Source organism: Ensifer adhaerens (assembly GCF_013283195.1).
Classification (GTDB): Bacteria; Pseudomonadota; Alphaproteobacteria; order Rhizobiales; family Rhizobiaceae; genus Ensifer; species Ensifer adhaerens_G.
The window spans coordinates 128,029-142,907 of record NZ_JABEKT010000001.1; the positions used below are offsets into that span (position 1 = coordinate 128,029).

Genomic DNA, 14,879 nt, shown 5'->3' on the forward strand with positions numbered 1-14,879 from the left:
CAGGAAAAGTGCGAAACGGTTTTCCGTCAGGAAATGCATAAAAACTAGTTAGGCAAGAATGCCTGCCAGCATCAGTACCAGCCCGGCGGCGGACACCGTCCACACGGCCGAGCGAGTGAGGCCGAGACCGCCGATATAGATCGGCAGATAGGCAACCCTTGCCCAGAACCAGAGCATCGCGCCCCACTGGGTCAGCGCATCGCTCCGGCCCGAAAGCTCGATCACCACGGCAAGCGCGATGAAGACCGGATAGGTCTCATGGAAGTTGCGCAGTGCCCTTGTGGCCCGCCCCGTAAAGACGTTCGGCTCGGACGTCACATCTCGGTTGGTATCGGCCTCGATGATGCCGTTCTGCAGCCGATAGGCGCCCGCCTGCGCCATCACATAGACGATGGCGAGCACAGCGCTCCAGAGCAGATAGGTCAGTTCCAGCGACATCGTGCGATCCGGAATGAACGAGCCCGAGAAAGAAGCGGGGGCTGCGATTGCGCCCCCGCCATTGTCTTAGAGATCGAGCCCTTAGAGGTCGAGAACCAGACGTTCCGGATCCTCGAGGCTGTCCTTGACGCGGACGAGGAAGGTAACCGCTTCCTTGCCGTCGACCATGCGGTGGTCGTAGGACAGCGCCAGATACATCATCGGACGGATGACGATCTGACCGCCGACGACAACGGGACGGTCCTGGATCTTGTGCATGCCGAGGATGCCCGACTGCGGTGCGTTCAGGATTGGCGAGGACATCAGCGAACCGTAGACGCCACCGTTGGAGATGGTGAAGGTGCCGCCCTGCATGTCGGCCATCGACAGCTGACCATCACGGGCAAGCTTGCCCAGACGGCCGATGTCCTTCTCGATCTCGGCGATTGACATCTGGTCGGCATCGCGAACGACCGGAACCACAAGACCCTTGTCCGTGCCGACGGCGACGCCGATGTGGCAGAAGTTCTTGTAGATGACGTCGGTGCCGTCGATCTCGGCGTTGACAGCCGGGATTTCCTTCAGCGCATGGGTGACGGCCTTGGTGAAGAAGCCCATGAAGCCGAGCTTCACGCCATGCTTCTTCTCGAAGATGTCCTTGTAGCGGTTGCGCAGGCTCATGACCGCGCTCATGTCCACTTCGTTGTAGGTGGTGAGCATGGCGGCGGTGTTCTGCGCGTCCTTGAGGCGACGGGCGATCGTCTGGCGCAGGCGGGTCATCTTGACGCGCTCTTCGCGAACCACGTCCTCGGTGGTCGACGGCGCACGGGCCTGGACCTTGACCGGCTCGGAAGCAGCCGGTGCCGAAATGCCCTTGGCGACGGCGGCAAGCACGTCACCCTTCAAGACCTGGCCGCGCTTGCCCGAACCATCGACCTGGTCGGCCGAGAGGTTGTTTTCGGCAAGCAGCTTGCCGGCGGACGGTGCCGGCGGCATCGAGGAGGCGGCAGACGCTGCAGCGACTGCGGGCTGCGCAGCCGGAGCGGCAGCAGCCGGCTCGGCTTTCTTTTCGGCAGCGGCAGCCGGAGCGGCGGCAGCAGCGCCAGCGCCGGCGGCGATCTGGCCGAGCAGCGCGCCAAGACCGACGGTCTCGCCGGCCTGGGCAACGATTTCGGTGAGAACGCCGGCCGAAGGTGCCGGAACTTCGATCGTCACCTTGTCGGTTTCCAGTTCGAGCAGCGGCTCGTCTGCCTTGATGGCATCGCCGACCTTCTTGAACCAGGTGCCGACGGTCGCTTCACTGACGGATTCGCCAAGGGTGGGAACGCGGATTTCTGTTGCCATGATTTTTGTTCCGTTGATCAGATATCTGTTTCTATCGATTGGCTCGTCGCCAGGGGGGGCATCAGCCCCCCAGCGCGTCCTCGAGGAAGGCGGCCAGCTGCGCCATGTGCTTCGACATCAGGCCGGTTGCCGGCGATGCGGCAGCCGGACGGCCGGTGTAGCGCACGCGCTGATACTTGGCGTCGATATGGGCGAGCACCCATTCCAGGTACGGGTCGATGAACGACCAGGCGCCCATGTTCTTCGGCTCTTCCTGGCACCAGACCATTTCCGCGTTGCGGAAGCGGCTGAGCTCGTTGATCAGCGCCTTGGCCGGGAACGGATAGAGCTGCTCGACGCGCAGCAGGTAGACGTCGTCGATGCCACGCTTCTCGCGCTCTTCGAGCAGATCGTAGTAGACCTTGCCGGAGCAGAGCACGACGCGACGGATCTTGGAATCCTTCTGCAGCTTGATCGGGCCGTCCTTGATGACTTCGGCGTCATCCCACAGCAGGCGGTGGAACGAGCTTTCGCCGGCCATTTCCGAAAGGCTCGAAACCGCACGCTTGTGGCGCAACAGCGACTTCGGCGTCATCAGGATCAGCGGCTTGCGGAAGTCGCGCTTCACCTGGCGGCGCAGGATGTGGAAGTAGTTCGCCGGCGTGGTGACGTTGGCGACCTGCATGTTGTCTTCCGCGCAGAGCTGCAGGAAGCGTTCGAGGCGGGCGGACGAATGCTCCGGACCCTGACCTTCATAGCCATGCGGCAGCAGGCAGACGAGACCGGACATGCGCAGCCACTTGCGTTCGCCCGAAGAGACGAACTGGTCGAACACGACCTGCGCGCCGTTTGCGAAGTCGCCGAACTGGGCTTCCCAGAGCGTCAGCGCGTTCGGGCGCGCCAGCGAATAACCGTATTCGAAGCCGAGCACGGCCTCCTCGGAAAGCATCGAGTTGATGACTTCGTAGCGGGCCTGGGTGGGCGCGAGGTTGGCGAGCGGAATGTAGCGGTCTTCGGTCTGCTGATCGTAGAGAACCGAGTGGCGCTGCGAGAAGGTGCCGCGTTCGCAATCCTGACCGGACAGGCGGATCTTTGTGCCTTCGGTGACGAGCGTGCCGAACGCCAGCGCCTCGGCCATCGCCCAGTCGATCCCCTCGCCGGTCGTGATCATGTTGGCGCGGTTTTCCATGAAGCGCTGGATGGTGCGGTGGGCGTTGAAGCCCGCCGGGATCTCGGCGATCTTGCGACCGATTTCCTTGAGCTGCTTCATCGGCACGGAGGTCTTGCCGCGACGCTGTTCGTCCTGGTTGTCGGCCGAGCGCAGGCCCGACCAGACGCCATCCAGCCAGTCGGCCTTGTTGGGCTTGTAGGACTGGCCAGCCTCGAACTCCTGCTCGAGATGGGCGCGCCAGTCGGCCTTCATCTTTTCGACTTCGCCTTCGCTCATCAGGCCCTCGGCGACCAGACGGTCGGAGTAGAGCTGGACGACGGTCTTGTGGGCGCGGATGACCTTGTACATCTTCGGCTGCGTGAACGCAGGCTCGTCGCCTTCGTTGTGGCCGAAGCGGCGGTAGCAGAACATGTCGATGACGACAGGCTTGTGGAACTTCATCCGGAATTCGGTAGCGATCTTGGCCGCGTAGACCACCGCTTCCGGATCGTCGCCGTTGACGTGGAAGATCGGCGCCTCGATCATCTTGGCCACATCCGACGGATAGGGCGAAGAGCGCGAGAAGGCCGGATTGGTGGTGAACCCGATCTGGTTGTTGATGATGAAGTGGACCGTGCCGGCAACGCGGTGACCGCGCAGGCCCGACAGGCCGAGGATTTCGGCAATCACGCCCTGGCCTGCAAAGGCCGCATCGCCGTGCAGCAGGAGCGGCATGACCTTGGCGCGTTCGCGCAGCGGGATGATGTCGCCTTCGAACACGGTCGCCATCTGGTCCTGCTTGGCGCGGGCCTTGCCCATGACGACAGGGTTGACGATTTCCAGGTGCGACGGGTTGGCCGTCAGCGACAGGTGAACCTTGTTGCCGTCGAATTCGCGATCGGAGGAAGCGCCGAGGTGGTACTTCACGTCGCCCGAACCTTCGACGTCGTCAGGCGCGTAGGAGCCGCCCTTGAATTCGTGGAAGATGGCGCGGTGCGGCTTTGCCATGACCTGGGAAAGCACGTTCAGACGGCCGCGGTGGGCCATGCCGAGAACGATTTCCTTCAGGCCTTCCTGGCCGCCGCGCTTGATGATCTGCTCGAGCGCCGGGATCAGCGATTCGCCGCCGTCGAGACCGAAGCGCTTGGTGCCCTTGTACTTGACGTCGATGAACTGTTCGAAGCCTTCCGACTCGATCAGCTTCTGCAGGATCGCCTTCTTGCCCTCGGGCGTGAAGTCGACGCCCTTGTCCGGGCCTTCGATGCGCTCCTGGATCCAGCCCTTCTCTTCCGGGTTGGACATGTGCATGAATTCGACGCCGATCGTCGAGCAGTAGGTGCGCTCGAGGATTTCGACCATTTCGCGAATGGTCGCGTATTCGAGGCCGAGCACGTTGTCGATGAAGATCTTGCGGTCGAGATCCTTGTCCTCGAACCCGTAGTTCGAGGGCGAAAGCTCGTTGTAGTCATCGACCGGCGCAGCAAGGCCGAGCGGATCGAGCTTGGCATGCAAGTGGCCACGGGCGCGATAGGCGCGGATCATCATGATGGCGCGAACCGAATCGCGCGTCGCCTGATGGATATCAGCAGCACTCGCCGCGGTGCCGGTGGCGGCTGCGGCTTCTTCTGCCTTCGCCTTGACCTTCTTCTCGATGACCTTTTCGACCGTACCCCAGTCGCCGTCGAGTGCGGAGACGAGTTCGCCGTTGGCGACGATCGGCCAGTTGGGCTTCTTCCAGGAGGCGCCCTTGGCAGCCTTCACCACATCTTCCGGCTTGTCGGCCAGCGCCTTGAAAAAGGCCTGCCACTCAGCCGAGACGGACGATGGATCCGTTTCGTAGCGTGCATAGAGCTGCTCGATATAGGCGGCGTTCGCGCCGTCCAGAAACGATGTGAGCTGGAATTGCTCGTTGGCCTCTTGCCTTGCCATGGGTTCTCGCGGACGTTTTGGTCCGCCTCCTGACTTAAGTTGGGATGCCGGGTTTTCCCGGTCGTTCATCATTATCGGGCGCCTCTTGTGCACCCTGCATGCGTCATAACTGCGGTCGTCGGGGCCGGCTCAAATGACCAGCCCCGACGGCGCTTATGTAAGGTCAGCCCTTGAGGACTTCGACCAGCGTCTTGCCGAGGCGTGCCGGCGACGGCGACACGCGGATGCCCGCCTGCTCCATCGCGGCGATCTTGGATTCCGCATCGCCCTTGCCGCCGGAAACGACAGCACCGGCGTGACCCATGGTACGGCCCTTCGGTGCGGTACGGCCCGCGATGAAGCCGGCCATCGGCTTCTTGCGACCCTTCTTGGCTTCGTCGATGAGGAACTGCGCCGCATCTTCTTCAGCCGAGCCACCGATTTCGCCGATCATGATGATCGAGGTCGTGGCTTCGTCGGCGAGGAACATCTCCAGCACGTCGATGAACTCGGTGCCCTTGACCGGGTCGCCGCCGATGCCGACAGCCGTCGTCTGGCCGAGGCCTTCGTTGGAGGTCTGGAACACGGCTTCATAGGTCAGCGTGCCGGAGCGCGAGACGATGCCGACCGAACCCTTGCGGAAGATCGAGCCCGGCATGATGCCGATCTTGCATTCTTCCGGCGTCAGGATGCCGGGGCAGTTCGGGCCGAGCAGGCGCGACTTGGAGCGGTCGAGACGAGCCTTGACGCGCACCATGTCGGCAACCGGGATGCCTTCGGTGATGCAGGTGATGAACGGGATTTCCGCATCGATCGCCTCGATGATCGCGTCCGCGGCACCTGCCGGCGGAACGTAGATCACGGATGCGTCCGCACCGGTCTTGTCACGGCCTTCGGCAACCGACGCGAAGATCGGCAGGGTTTCGCCCTTGGAGCCGGTCCAGGTTTCGCCGCCCTTCTTCGGGTGAATGCCGCCGACCATCTGCGTACCATAGTAGGCAAGCGCCTGTTCGGTATGGAAGGTGCCGGTCTTGCCGGTCAGGCCCTGAACGAGGACCTTGGTGTTCTTGTTGACGAGAATCGACATGTGGTCTGGTCCTTCAGTTAGCCGTTGATCGCGGCAACGATCTTCTTGGCAGCGTCGTCCAGATCGTCGGCGGCGGTGATCGCCAGGCCGGATTCGTTCAGGATCTTCTTGCCAAGTTCGACATTCGTGCCTTCGAGACGCACGACCAGCGGAACCTTGAGGCCGACTTCCTGCACGGCGGCAACGACACCTTCAGCGATGACGTCGCACTTCATGATGCCGCCGAAGATGTTGACGAGGATACCCTCGACCTTCGGGTCGGCCGTGATGATCTTGAAGGCTGCCGCAACCTTCTCCTTGCCGGCGCCGCCGCCGACGTCGCAGAAGTTCGCCGGCTCCTTGCCGTAGAGCTTGATGATGTCCATCGTCGCCATGGCAAGGCCCGCGCCGTTGACCATGCAGCCGATGTTGCCGTCGAGCGCCACATAGGCGAGATCCCACTTGGAGGCCTCGATTTCCTTGGCGTCTTCTTCGGTTTCGTCGCGCAGCGCCTTGATGTCGTCGTGGCGGAAGAGCGCGTTGCCGTCGAACGAGACCTTGGCATCGAGAACGCGCACGCGGCCGTTCTTCATGACGATCAGCGGGTTGATCTCGAGCAGGCTCATGTCCTTTTCGACAAAGGCCTTGTAGAGGATCGGGAAGAGCTTTTCGGCGTCAGCCTTGGCTTCGCCTTCGAGCTTCAGGGCCGAGGTGAGCTTGGCGAGGTCAGCGGCGGTGACGCCGGCTTCCGGGTTGATCGCGACGTTGACGATCTTTTCCGGCGTGTCGTGCGCAACTGCTTCGATGTCCATGCCACCTTCCGTCGAAACGACGAAGGCAACCTGGCCGACCGAGCGGTCGACGAGCAGCGACAGATAGAGTTCGCGTTCGATGTCGGCGCCATCCTCGATGTAGAGGCGGTTCACCTGCTTGCCGGCAGGGCCGGTCTGCGCCGTGACCAGCGTATTGCCGAGCATGTCCTTGGCATGAGCCTTGGCTTCATCGATCGAGAAGGCAAGACGAACGCCGCCCTTGGCATCGGCGGAAAGTTCCTTGAACTTGCCCTTGCCGCGACCGCCGGCATGGATCTGGCTCTTGACGACGTAGAGCGGGCCCGGGAGCGCCTTGGCAGCAGCTTCTGCCTCGTCTGCGGAGAAGATCGCGACACCTTCCGCGACCGGCGCGCCATAGCTCTTCAAGAGAGCCTTGGCCTGATATTCATGAATGTTCATGGTGTTTTTCCTGTCTGGAGCATTGTGCGGGCAGGTGGGGCACCTGCCCGCACCAATGCGGCAAAAACAAAGAGGTCGAGTGGATGCAAGCACCCGCTCGACGGGAGGCGATTACTGCTTCAGGCTCGGCGCAATGCCGATGCAGGCTTCGCAAAGACCGGCAACGGAAGCGACGGACTTGTCGAAAGCTTCCTTCTCGGCCTTGTTGAGATCGATCTCGATGATGCGCTCGACGCCGCCGGCACCGATGACGGTGGGAACGCCGACATACATGTCCTTGACGCCGTACTGGCCGGTCAGGTGAGCGGCGCAAGGCAGAACGCGCTTCTTGTCCTTGAGGTAGGCTTCAGCCATTTCGATCGCCGAAGCGGCCGGCGCGTAGTAGGCAGAGCCGGTCTTGAGCAGGCCGACGATTTCGGCGCCGCCGTCACGGGTGCGCTGGATGATTTCTTCGAGGCGTTCCTTGGTGACCCAGCCCATCTGCACGAGGTCGGTCAGCGGAATGCCGGCAACGGTCGAGTAGCGGGCGAGCGGCACCATGGTGTCGCCGTGACCGCCGAGAACGAACGCGGTGACGTCCTGGACCGAGACGTTGAATTCCTGGGCGAGGAACAGACGGAAGCGCGCGCTGTCGAGAACGCCGGCCATGCCGACGACCTTGTTCTTCGGCAGGCCGGAGAACTTCTGCAGCGCCCAGACCATGGCGTCGAGTGGGTTGGTGATGCAGATGACGAAGGCGTTCGGGGCATATTTCTTGATGCCCGCGCCAACCTGTTCCATGACCTTGAGGTTGATGCCGATCAGATCGTCGCGGCTCATGCCCGGCTTGCGGGCAACGCCGGCGGTAACGATGCACACGTCAGCGCCTTCGATGGCGGAATAGTCGCTAGCACCCGTCAGATTCACGTCGAAGCCTTCGACCGGCGAGGACTGAGCGATGTCGAGACCCTTGCCCTGGGGGATGCCGTCGGCGATGTCGAAGAGGACGATGTCGCCCAGTTCCTTCAGGCCGGCGAGATGCGCCAGCGTGCCACCAATCATCCCTGAACCGATAAGTGCGATCTTGTTGCGCGCCATGAAAGTGCTTCCTTTGTGATCCCAAACTGATCGAGGCCTGAAACGCCGCAAACGCCAAACCTTCGCCGGAAGCCATTAAACGGCAATCGTTAAAATATCAATCGATACTTTTGGATGGAACAATTTCAATCGGTTAGATGACAAAATTCTTACGTAAACGTAAGAATTTCCGTCATGCGCGCGTCACGAAACCGCAATATTTTCAGGATGTTCTGCCGCATATTCCGCGCTCTGCATCTCGATCAGCCGCGATACGGTGCGGTCGAACTCGAAGCCTTCGGTGCCTTTCTTCAGCGTCAAAAGGTGCTGCGGTTCGGCAGCGGCCGAGGCAAAGAGACGGGCGCCATTGTCGTAGAGCGTATCGACCAGCAGGATGAAGCGCTTGGTTTCATTGCGCATATGCGGCCCGAGATGCGGCACGTGGTCGACGAACAGGGTCGAATAGCGCTCGAGGATCGCCAGATAGTCGGCGGCCCCCAGCGGCTGCTGGCAAAGGTCGGCGAACGTGAAACGAGCGGCCTTTCCGGCCGCCGCCGGCACCGGGATCTTGCGCCCCTTGCGCGGCACCTCGGTGGGCGCAGCGGCAGCGCCTGCCGTCTGCCGGCTCCAGGCCTGCGCCATCGCCGCGTCGGCGTCGGGTCCGAGGGGAGAAATCCAGACCGGGCTCCCGTCCGTCTTCATCAGGCGGTAGTCCGTATCGGTGTCGAGAGAGATGATCTCGGTGTTCGCCTTCAGGAGATCGATGAACGGCAGGAAGAGCCCGCGGTTGAGACCGTCGCGATAAAGATTGTCAGGCGCCACGTTGGAGGTCGCCACGAGTACGCAGCCCTTGGCGAAGAGCTCGCTGAACAGCCGGGCGAGGATCATCGCATCGGCGATATCGGTCACCGTGAACTCGTCGAAGCAGAGAAGCCGCGCCTCGCCTAGGAGTTCCGAAGCGACAGGCGGGATCGGATCAGCCTGCTTCGTCTCGCCGTTCTTCAACTTCTGCCGATGCTTGTAGATGCGGTCGTGAACATCGGCCATGAACTCGTGGAAATGCGCCCGGCGCTTGCGCTGGATCGGCACCGCCTCGAAGAACATATCCATCAGCATGGTCTTGCCGCGGCCGACGCCGCCATGGATGTAGAGGCCCTTGACCGGCGGATGATCCTTCTTGCGCGAGGCAAAGAGCCAACCGAGCGCGTTGGTCTTGCGCGACGGCCTGCTTGCCAGAAGCTCGGCCGAAAGATGATCGAATCGTCGCGCTATCGCGAACTGAGCGGGATCGCGTTTTCGCTCGCCGCCCTGAACGAGTGTTTCGAGCTTGCGGTGGATGCTGTCGTCAGGATTGAGCACGTCTCACCCGAGCTGGACCGGAAAACGGGAAGCCCGGCGGTTGGCCGGGCTGAACCAGGTCATTAACGGCTGAGGCTGACCGGCTGGCCGCCGTTGGTCGAGCCATCGAAGCGCGCGTCGGCCGTCTTGTAGAGACGGGCGATCGCGTTGCCGGTGCGATCCTTGAGGACGACCTGCTTGCCGGCCACTTCCCAGGAACCCATGGCCGTCAGCTCGCCGGCGCAGCCACGCGTGCCGCCGCGCGAACCGCTGCCGAGGTTGGTGAGCGTCAGGAACATGTCGCAGGAGCTGCCGGCGCTCGAAACGCGCCAGTTGCCGACCATCGATTCCTTGGTCACGTCGAGCCCGCCGCCGGCGGCAGCAACCTGCGTGCCGGCCGTCTGTGCGCCACCGGCAACCGCCGTTCCAGCGGTCGGTGCAGCCGGGAATTGTGACGTGTTGCCGGTCGGATCGGGAAGCTGGTTCGACGAGACCGAAGGCACGGGCTGGGCCTGGAGGGGAGCAGGTGAAGAATCCTGGGAGCTGAAGCCACCCATGGATGTCCGCTGGCATCCGGTCAGCGCAAGCACAACCGCCAGCCCCGCCGCCGCATGAATAACCCGCATATCTTTACTCCCGATGTGTTCCGCGAACCATGATGCAACGCGATAATATAGGCCGAAATACAGCAAATCCACCTGTCAAATCAAGGGACGACGATTCAATGATACCTGTTGCAGGATTGAAACGTCTGCGGGAACGGGACAATCGCAAATTCTTGCCCGCCCGGCTGTTGCTTCGGGTGAGCGAAATGACTGTCTTGCACCGGCACAATCAACGATTGCCGAAGACAAACAAGGTCGTTCCCGACCATCTCGCTTCACGCGACGGACGGGAAACGCAAACGGCGGGCACAGGGCCCGCCGCAATATGCGATCGCTTCTGCCAGACTTCGGATCAGACCCGACGCTCGACCAGCATCTTCTTGATCTCGCCGATCGCTTTCGCCGGGTTGAGACCCTTCGGACAGGCCTGGGCGCAGTTCATGATCGTGTGGCAGCGATAAAGCCGGAAGGGATCCTCGAGATTGTCGAGGCGTTCGCCGGTCGCTTCGTCTCTGGAGTCGATCAGCCAGCGATAGGCCTGCAGCAAAACAGCCGGACCGAGGTAACGGTCACCGTTCCACCAGTAGCTCGGACAGGAGGTCGAGCAGCAGGCGCACAGGATGCACTCATAGAGACCGTCGAGCTTGAGGCGATCCTCGTGGCTCTGCTTCCATTCCTTGGCGGGCGTCGGCGTCACCGTCTTCAGCCACGGCTCGATCGAGCGGTGCTGGGCGTAGAAGTGAGTGAGATCCGGCACCAGGTCCTTGACGACGGGCATGTGCGGCAGCGGATAGACCTTCACCGCGCCGGTGACCTCATCCATGCCCTTGGTGCAGGCAAGCGTGTTGGTGCCGTCGATGTTCATCGCGCAGGAGCCGCAGATGCCTTCGCGGCAGGAGCGGCGCAACGTCAGCGTCGGGTCGATCTTGTTCTTGATATAGAGCAGACCGTCGAGCACCATCGGGCCGCAATCGTCGATATCGATATAGAAGGTATCGATGCGCGGATTGGCGCCGTCATCAGGGTTCCAGCGATAGATGCGGTATTCGCGGACATTGGTCGCGCCTGCCGGCTTCGGCCAGACCTTGCCTTCGGTCATCTGCGAGTTCTTGGGGAGAGCGAGTTCAACCATGTGCTAGTTCCTCAAGATCAGTAGACGCGTGCCTTGGGCTCGATCTTTTTCGGATCGATGCCTTCGGCGATCAGGTCGGTATGAACGGGGCGGTAGTCGAGCTTGACGTCGCCGGCCTCGTTGACCCAGGCCAGCGTGTGCTTGCGCCAGTTGACGTCATCACGGCCGCCGAGCGCGCCGCCGGTATAGTCTTCGCGGGCGTGCGAGCCACGGCTCTCCTTGCGCGCTTCGGCGCCGTAGATCGTGGTGATGGCGTTGGCCATCAGGTTCTGCAGCTCCAGCGTCTCGACGAGGTCGGAGTTCCAGATCATCGAACGATCCGTGACCTTGACGTCGGGCAGTTCCTTCCAGATCGCGGAGATGCGCTTGCAGCCCGATTCCAGCGATTCCTGGGTGCGGAACACGGCGGCGTCTTCCTGCATGGCGCGCTGCATCTTTTCGCGCAGCACCGCCGTCGGCGTCGAGCCGTTGGCATGACGCTGGGCGTCGAAACGGGCCATGATCTTGTCGCAGGCAGCAACGTTGAGCGCCGGCACCGCTTCGTTGCGATCGATAACCTGACCGGCGCGAATGGCGGCGGCGCGGCCGAAGACCACGAGGTCGATCAGCGAGTTGGAGCCGAGGCGGTTGGCGCCGTGCACCGAGGCGCAGCCGGCTTCGCCCACCGCCATCAGGCCGGGCGCGATGCGCTCGGGGTTCTGGCTGTCGGCGTTCAAGACTTCGCCCCAGTAGTTGGTCGGCACGCCGCCCATGTTGTAGTGCACGGTCGGCAGAACCGGGATCGGCTCGCGGGTAACATCGACGCCGGCGAAGATTTTTGCCGATTCCGAGATGCCCGGCAGGCGCTCATGCAGCACGGCCGGATCGAGATGGTCGAGATGCAGGAAGATGTGGTCCTTGTTCTTGCCAACACCGCGGCCTTCACGGATTTCCATCGTCATGCAGCGCGAAACGACGTCGCGCGACGCAAGGTCCTTGGCCGACGGCGCATAGCGCTCCATGAAGCGCTCGCCTTCGGAGTTGACGAGATAGCCGCCTTCGCCGCGCGCGCCTTCGGTGATCAGGCAGCCTGCGCCGTAGATGCCGGTCGGGTGGAACTGGACGAATTCCATGTCCTGCAGCGGCAGGCCGGCGCGCGCGATCATGCCGCCGCCGTCGCCGGTGCAGGTATGAGCCGAGGTTGCCGAGAAGTAGGCGCGGCCGTAGCCGCCGGTCGCCAGCACCACCATCTTGGCGGAGAAGCGGTGAATGGTGCCGTCGTCGAGGTTCCAGGCGACGACGCCGGTGCAGCGACCGTCATCCGACATGATCAGGTCGAGCGCGAAATACTCGATGAAGAATTCGGCGTTGTTGCGCAGCGCCTGGCCGTAGAGCGTATGCAGGATGGCGTGACCGGTGCGGTCAGCGGCAGCACAGGTGCGCTGCACCGGCGGGCCTTCGCCATAGTTCTGCATGTGGCCGCCGAACGGCCGCTGGTAGATCTTGCCTTCCGCGTTGCGCGAGAACGGCACGCCGTAATGCTCGAGCTCATAGACCGCCTTCGGCGCTTCCATGGCGAGATACTGCATGGCGTCGACGTCGCCGAGCCAGTCGGAGCCCTTGACGGTGTCGTAGAGGTGCCACTGCCAGCTGTCCGGTGTCATGTTCTGCAGCGAAGCGGCGATGCCGCCCTGGGCCGCAACCGTGTGCGAGCGCGTCGGGAAGACCTTGGTGATGCAGGCCGTCTTCAGGCCCTGCTCCGCCATGCCGAGCGTGGCGCGCAAGCCTGCGCCGCCGGCGCCGACGACGACCACGTCGAAGGCGTGATCGACATACTGGTAGGCCTTGCCGTTTGCAGCGGGTGAACTGTTCGATGCCATGACGAAATTACCCTGCAAAAGCGATCTTCAGGATGGCGAAAAGACAGAGCCCGCCAACCACGATCGCGAAAAATGTGTTGAGCATGAGAAGGGCGATCTTCGCGCCTTCGCCGTGCACGTAGTCCTCGATGATCACCTGCATGCCGAGCTTCATATGGATCAGGCCCGAAAGCAGGACCAGCCCCATGATGACGGCAACGAAGGGGTTCGACAGAGCCGAGACGACCTCCGCGTAGGGGGCGCCGGCGTAGCGAACGAGGAAGATGACGAAGAAGATCAGCAGCGGCACGTTGGCGACCGCCGTGACGCGCTGGCGCCAGAAGTGATCGGTGCCTTCCTTGGCGGAGCCGTAGCCGCGGACCTTGCTGAGAGGTGTGCGCATGTTCATGGTCGTGTCCCCTCAGTACCGCACGAGATAGCCGACGACCCAGATCAGCACGGTCAGTGCCACCGAGCCGACGATCGTTGCTTTTGCCATCTTGGTGGCAAAGTGCTTCTCGTAACCGTAGCCGAGGTCCCACATGAAGTGGCGCAGGCCGCCGAGCATATGATGCACCAGCGCCCAGGTATAGCCGAACAGCACCAGCTTGCCGAGAAGCGTGCCGAACAGCCAGCTCACCGAGTCGTAGGACGCCTCGCCGGATGCGGCGGCGATCAACCAGGCAGCAACGAGAATGGTGCCGAAGTAGAGCGCGCCGCCGGTAATGCGATGCACAATGGACATCACCATCGTCGGGATAGGTTTATAGATTTGAAGATGCGGCGACAGCGGCCGGCTTCTTGTGACATCCGTCATCGGAACCTCACGGAAATGCCCGGATTTCCGCCCAAAAAGTGGACGATTTTAGTCCGGTATCGCACCTGATTGTGCGCAATTCAGTCCTCCGGACCTTTAATCACCATATTGCTTAACGACAAGTGTGTTTGCAGTGCAAAATCAATTTAATCGATTAGACGAAAAGCGCCATTTTCAGGTCCGACCGAGACATGGTGCCCAATTAACGATACGCATGAAAACCACAACCAAATCCGTGACTTTCCGGCGAAATTGCCACAAAGTGCATTTAACGATTTGTTAAGCGTTTTGCGGAGGGCGGACAGAATGTTTCTGTTTCGAGCGATCCATGCGACCAAAGTTTTAGCACTTGCGGGCCTTCTTGTCGCCACCGCCTGCCTGCCGGTCCAGGCAGGAGACTGGGGTAACTCACTGGAAGTGCAGTCTCGCGGCCGACACGTCCGGCTCGATTCGCATCGCTCCTTCAGCCGCCACGAATTCGACCGCATGGGCTATCGCTCCATGCGCGGCGGCAATTCGATACCGCGCAACGATTGGACTGCGCAGAATGGGCTGCCGGACGTGAATAGCCGCGTGCGACACATCCGTCTTCCCAAATATCGTTCGTATCCCGGGCACTATGGCGAGCGTCTGCGCTATCGCGACGGCTGGGCGCGCGAGCGCTCAGTGAGCACGATCTGGACATCGGGCGACCGCTACAATCGCCGCCCGGACAGCTACGGCGGCGACGGCTTTCCCGATACGATCGGCAGCATCGGCACCTATGCCGGCGGCATCTCGGCCTATCGCGATCCGGGCAACGGCATCTATTTCAGTCAGGAAGGCAACTACCGCTATTATGACGACGGGCAGTTCGCGCCACCACCAAAGGTAAACCGCGCAAAGATCATCGTCGTGTCACCGAGAACGTTCAATCGCGCCTGTGCCTTCGAGCATGGCGTCTGCGTCATCCGGCGCTAAAGCATTTCCAGGAAAAGTGCGGAGCGGTTTTCCGTCA

13 protein-coding genes are annotated in these 14,879 nt (G+C 62.1%); 1 reads left to right on the top strand and 12 read right to left on the bottom strand.

Translation table 11 applies throughout. The annotated features are described in order from the left end of the window. Positions 1–48 precede the first annotated feature (48 nt). From LPJGGPFB_RS00585 to sdhC, 12 genes are all read right to left on the bottom strand, one after another. A complete protein-coding gene (locus LPJGGPFB_RS00585) occupies positions 49–438 on the bottom strand; it encodes an MAPEG family protein (protein ID WP_173418264.1) in 390 nt (129 codons plus the stop codon). Between the two features lie 81 nt (positions 439–519). Further along, positions 520–1,761, bottom strand: a complete 1,242-nt coding sequence (gene odhB, locus LPJGGPFB_RS00590) for a 2-oxoglutarate dehydrogenase complex dihydrolipoyllysine-residue succinyltransferase (protein ID WP_173418265.1) — start codon at positions 1,759–1,761, stop codon at positions 520–522. 61 nt (positions 1,762–1,822) lie between these two features. Further along, complete coding sequence (locus tag LPJGGPFB_RS00595) at positions 1,823–4,819, bottom strand: 2-oxoglutarate dehydrogenase E1 component (RefSeq protein WP_173418266.1); 2,997 nt, start codon at positions 4,817–4,819, stop codon at positions 1,823–1,825. A 163-nt stretch (positions 4,820–4,982) separates the two neighbouring features. Beyond that, on the bottom strand, positions 4,983–5,885 hold the full coding sequence (sucD, locus tag LPJGGPFB_RS00600) for a succinate--CoA ligase subunit alpha (RefSeq protein ID WP_173418267.1): 903 nt from the start codon (positions 5,883–5,885) through the stop codon (positions 4,983–4,985). A 17-nt stretch (positions 5,886–5,902) separates the two neighbouring features. Continuing rightward, a complete protein-coding gene (gene sucC, locus LPJGGPFB_RS00605; protein ID WP_077500768.1) occupies positions 5,903–7,096 on the bottom strand; it encodes an ADP-forming succinate--CoA ligase subunit beta in 1,194 nt (397 codons plus the stop codon). A 111-nt stretch (positions 7,097–7,207) separates the two neighbouring features. Next, the gene (gene mdh, locus LPJGGPFB_RS00610) at positions 7,208–8,173 is read right to left on the bottom strand and encodes a malate dehydrogenase (RefSeq protein WP_077500769.1); all 966 of its coding nucleotides are present in this window, start codon (positions 8,171–8,173) and stop codon (positions 7,208–7,210) included. Between the two features lie 183 nt (positions 8,174–8,356). Continuing rightward, positions 8,357–9,511, bottom strand: a complete 1,155-nt coding sequence (zapE, locus tag LPJGGPFB_RS00615; protein WP_173418268.1) for a cell division protein ZapE — start codon at positions 9,509–9,511, stop codon at positions 8,357–8,359. 62 nt (positions 9,512–9,573) lie between these two features. Next, positions 9,574–10,116, bottom strand: coding sequence for a protease inhibitor Inh/omp19 family protein (locus LPJGGPFB_RS00620; protein ID WP_173418269.1), 543 nt, complete (start codon positions 10,114–10,116; stop codon positions 9,574–9,576). A 331-nt stretch (positions 10,117–10,447) separates the two neighbouring features. Then, entirely contained in the window at positions 10,448–11,227 is a 780-nt protein-coding gene (locus LPJGGPFB_RS00625; protein WP_173418270.1) for a succinate dehydrogenase iron-sulfur subunit, read from the bottom strand. A 17-nt stretch (positions 11,228–11,244) separates the two neighbouring features. After that, positions 11,245–13,086: a succinate dehydrogenase flavoprotein subunit gene (gene sdhA, locus LPJGGPFB_RS00630; RefSeq protein WP_173418271.1), complete on the bottom strand. Its 1,842-nt coding sequence runs from the start codon at positions 13,084–13,086 to the stop codon at positions 11,245–11,247. Between the two features lie 7 nt (positions 13,087–13,093). Then, positions 13,094–13,474, bottom strand: coding sequence for a succinate dehydrogenase, hydrophobic membrane anchor protein (gene sdhD, locus LPJGGPFB_RS00635; RefSeq protein WP_077500773.1), 381 nt, complete (start codon positions 13,472–13,474; stop codon positions 13,094–13,096). 12 nt (positions 13,475–13,486) lie between these two features. Beyond that, a complete protein-coding gene (sdhC, locus tag LPJGGPFB_RS00640; protein WP_173418272.1) occupies positions 13,487–13,882 on the bottom strand; it encodes a succinate dehydrogenase, cytochrome b556 subunit in 396 nt (131 codons plus the stop codon). A gap of 306 nt (positions 13,883–14,188) precedes the next feature. Between sdhC and LPJGGPFB_RS00645 the strand changes: the two genes are divergently transcribed. Next, positions 14,189–14,842 (top strand): hypothetical protein, encoded by a 654-nt coding sequence (locus LPJGGPFB_RS00645; RefSeq protein ID WP_173418273.1) that lies wholly within the window; start codon positions 14,189–14,191, stop codon positions 14,840–14,842. The last annotated feature ends 37 nt before the right edge of the window (positions 14,843–14,879 follow it).

Excerpts from the sequence above, each read along its gene's own strand:
- LPJGGPFB_RS00585 (WP_173418264.1), bottom strand. The coding sequence starts at position 438 with ATGTCGCTGGAACTGACCTATCTGCTCTGGAGCGCTGTGCTCGCCATC.
- odhB (WP_173418265.1), bottom strand. The coding sequence starts at position 1,761 with ATGGCAACAGAAATCCGCGTTCCCACCCTTGGCGAATCCGTCAGTGAA.
- LPJGGPFB_RS00595 (WP_173418266.1), bottom strand. The coding sequence starts at position 4,819 with ATGGCAAGGCAAGAGGCCAACGAGCAATTCCAGCTCACATCGTTTCTG.
- sucD (WP_173418267.1), bottom strand. The coding sequence starts at position 5,885 with ATGTCGATTCTCGTCAACAAGAACACCAAGGTCCTCGTTCAGGGCCTG.
- sucC (WP_077500768.1), bottom strand. The coding sequence starts at position 7,096 with ATGAACATTCATGAATATCAGGCCAAGGCTCTCTTGAAGAGCTATGGC.
- mdh (WP_077500769.1), bottom strand. The coding sequence starts at position 8,173 with ATGGCGCGCAACAAGATCGCACTTATCGGTTCAGGGATGATTGGTGGC.
- LPJGGPFB_RS00620 (WP_173418269.1), bottom strand. The coding sequence starts at position 10,116 with ATGCGGGTTATTCATGCGGCGGCGGGGCTGGCGGTTGTGCTTGCGCTG.
- LPJGGPFB_RS00625 (WP_173418270.1), bottom strand. The coding sequence starts at position 11,227 with ATGGTTGAACTCGCTCTCCCCAAGAACTCGCAGATGACCGAAGGCAAG.
- sdhA (WP_173418271.1), bottom strand. The coding sequence starts at position 13,086 with ATGGCATCGAACAGTTCACCCGCTGCAAACGGCAAGGCCTACCAGTAT.
- sdhD (WP_077500773.1), bottom strand. The coding sequence starts at position 13,474 with ATGAACATGCGCACACCTCTCAGCAAGGTCCGCGGCTACGGCTCCGCC.
- sdhC (WP_173418272.1), bottom strand. The coding sequence starts at position 13,882 with ATGACGGATGTCACAAGAAGCCGGCCGCTGTCGCCGCATCTTCAAATC.
- LPJGGPFB_RS00645 (WP_173418273.1), top strand. The coding sequence starts at position 14,189 with ATGTTTCTGTTTCGAGCGATCCATGCGACCAAAGTTTTAGCACTTGCG.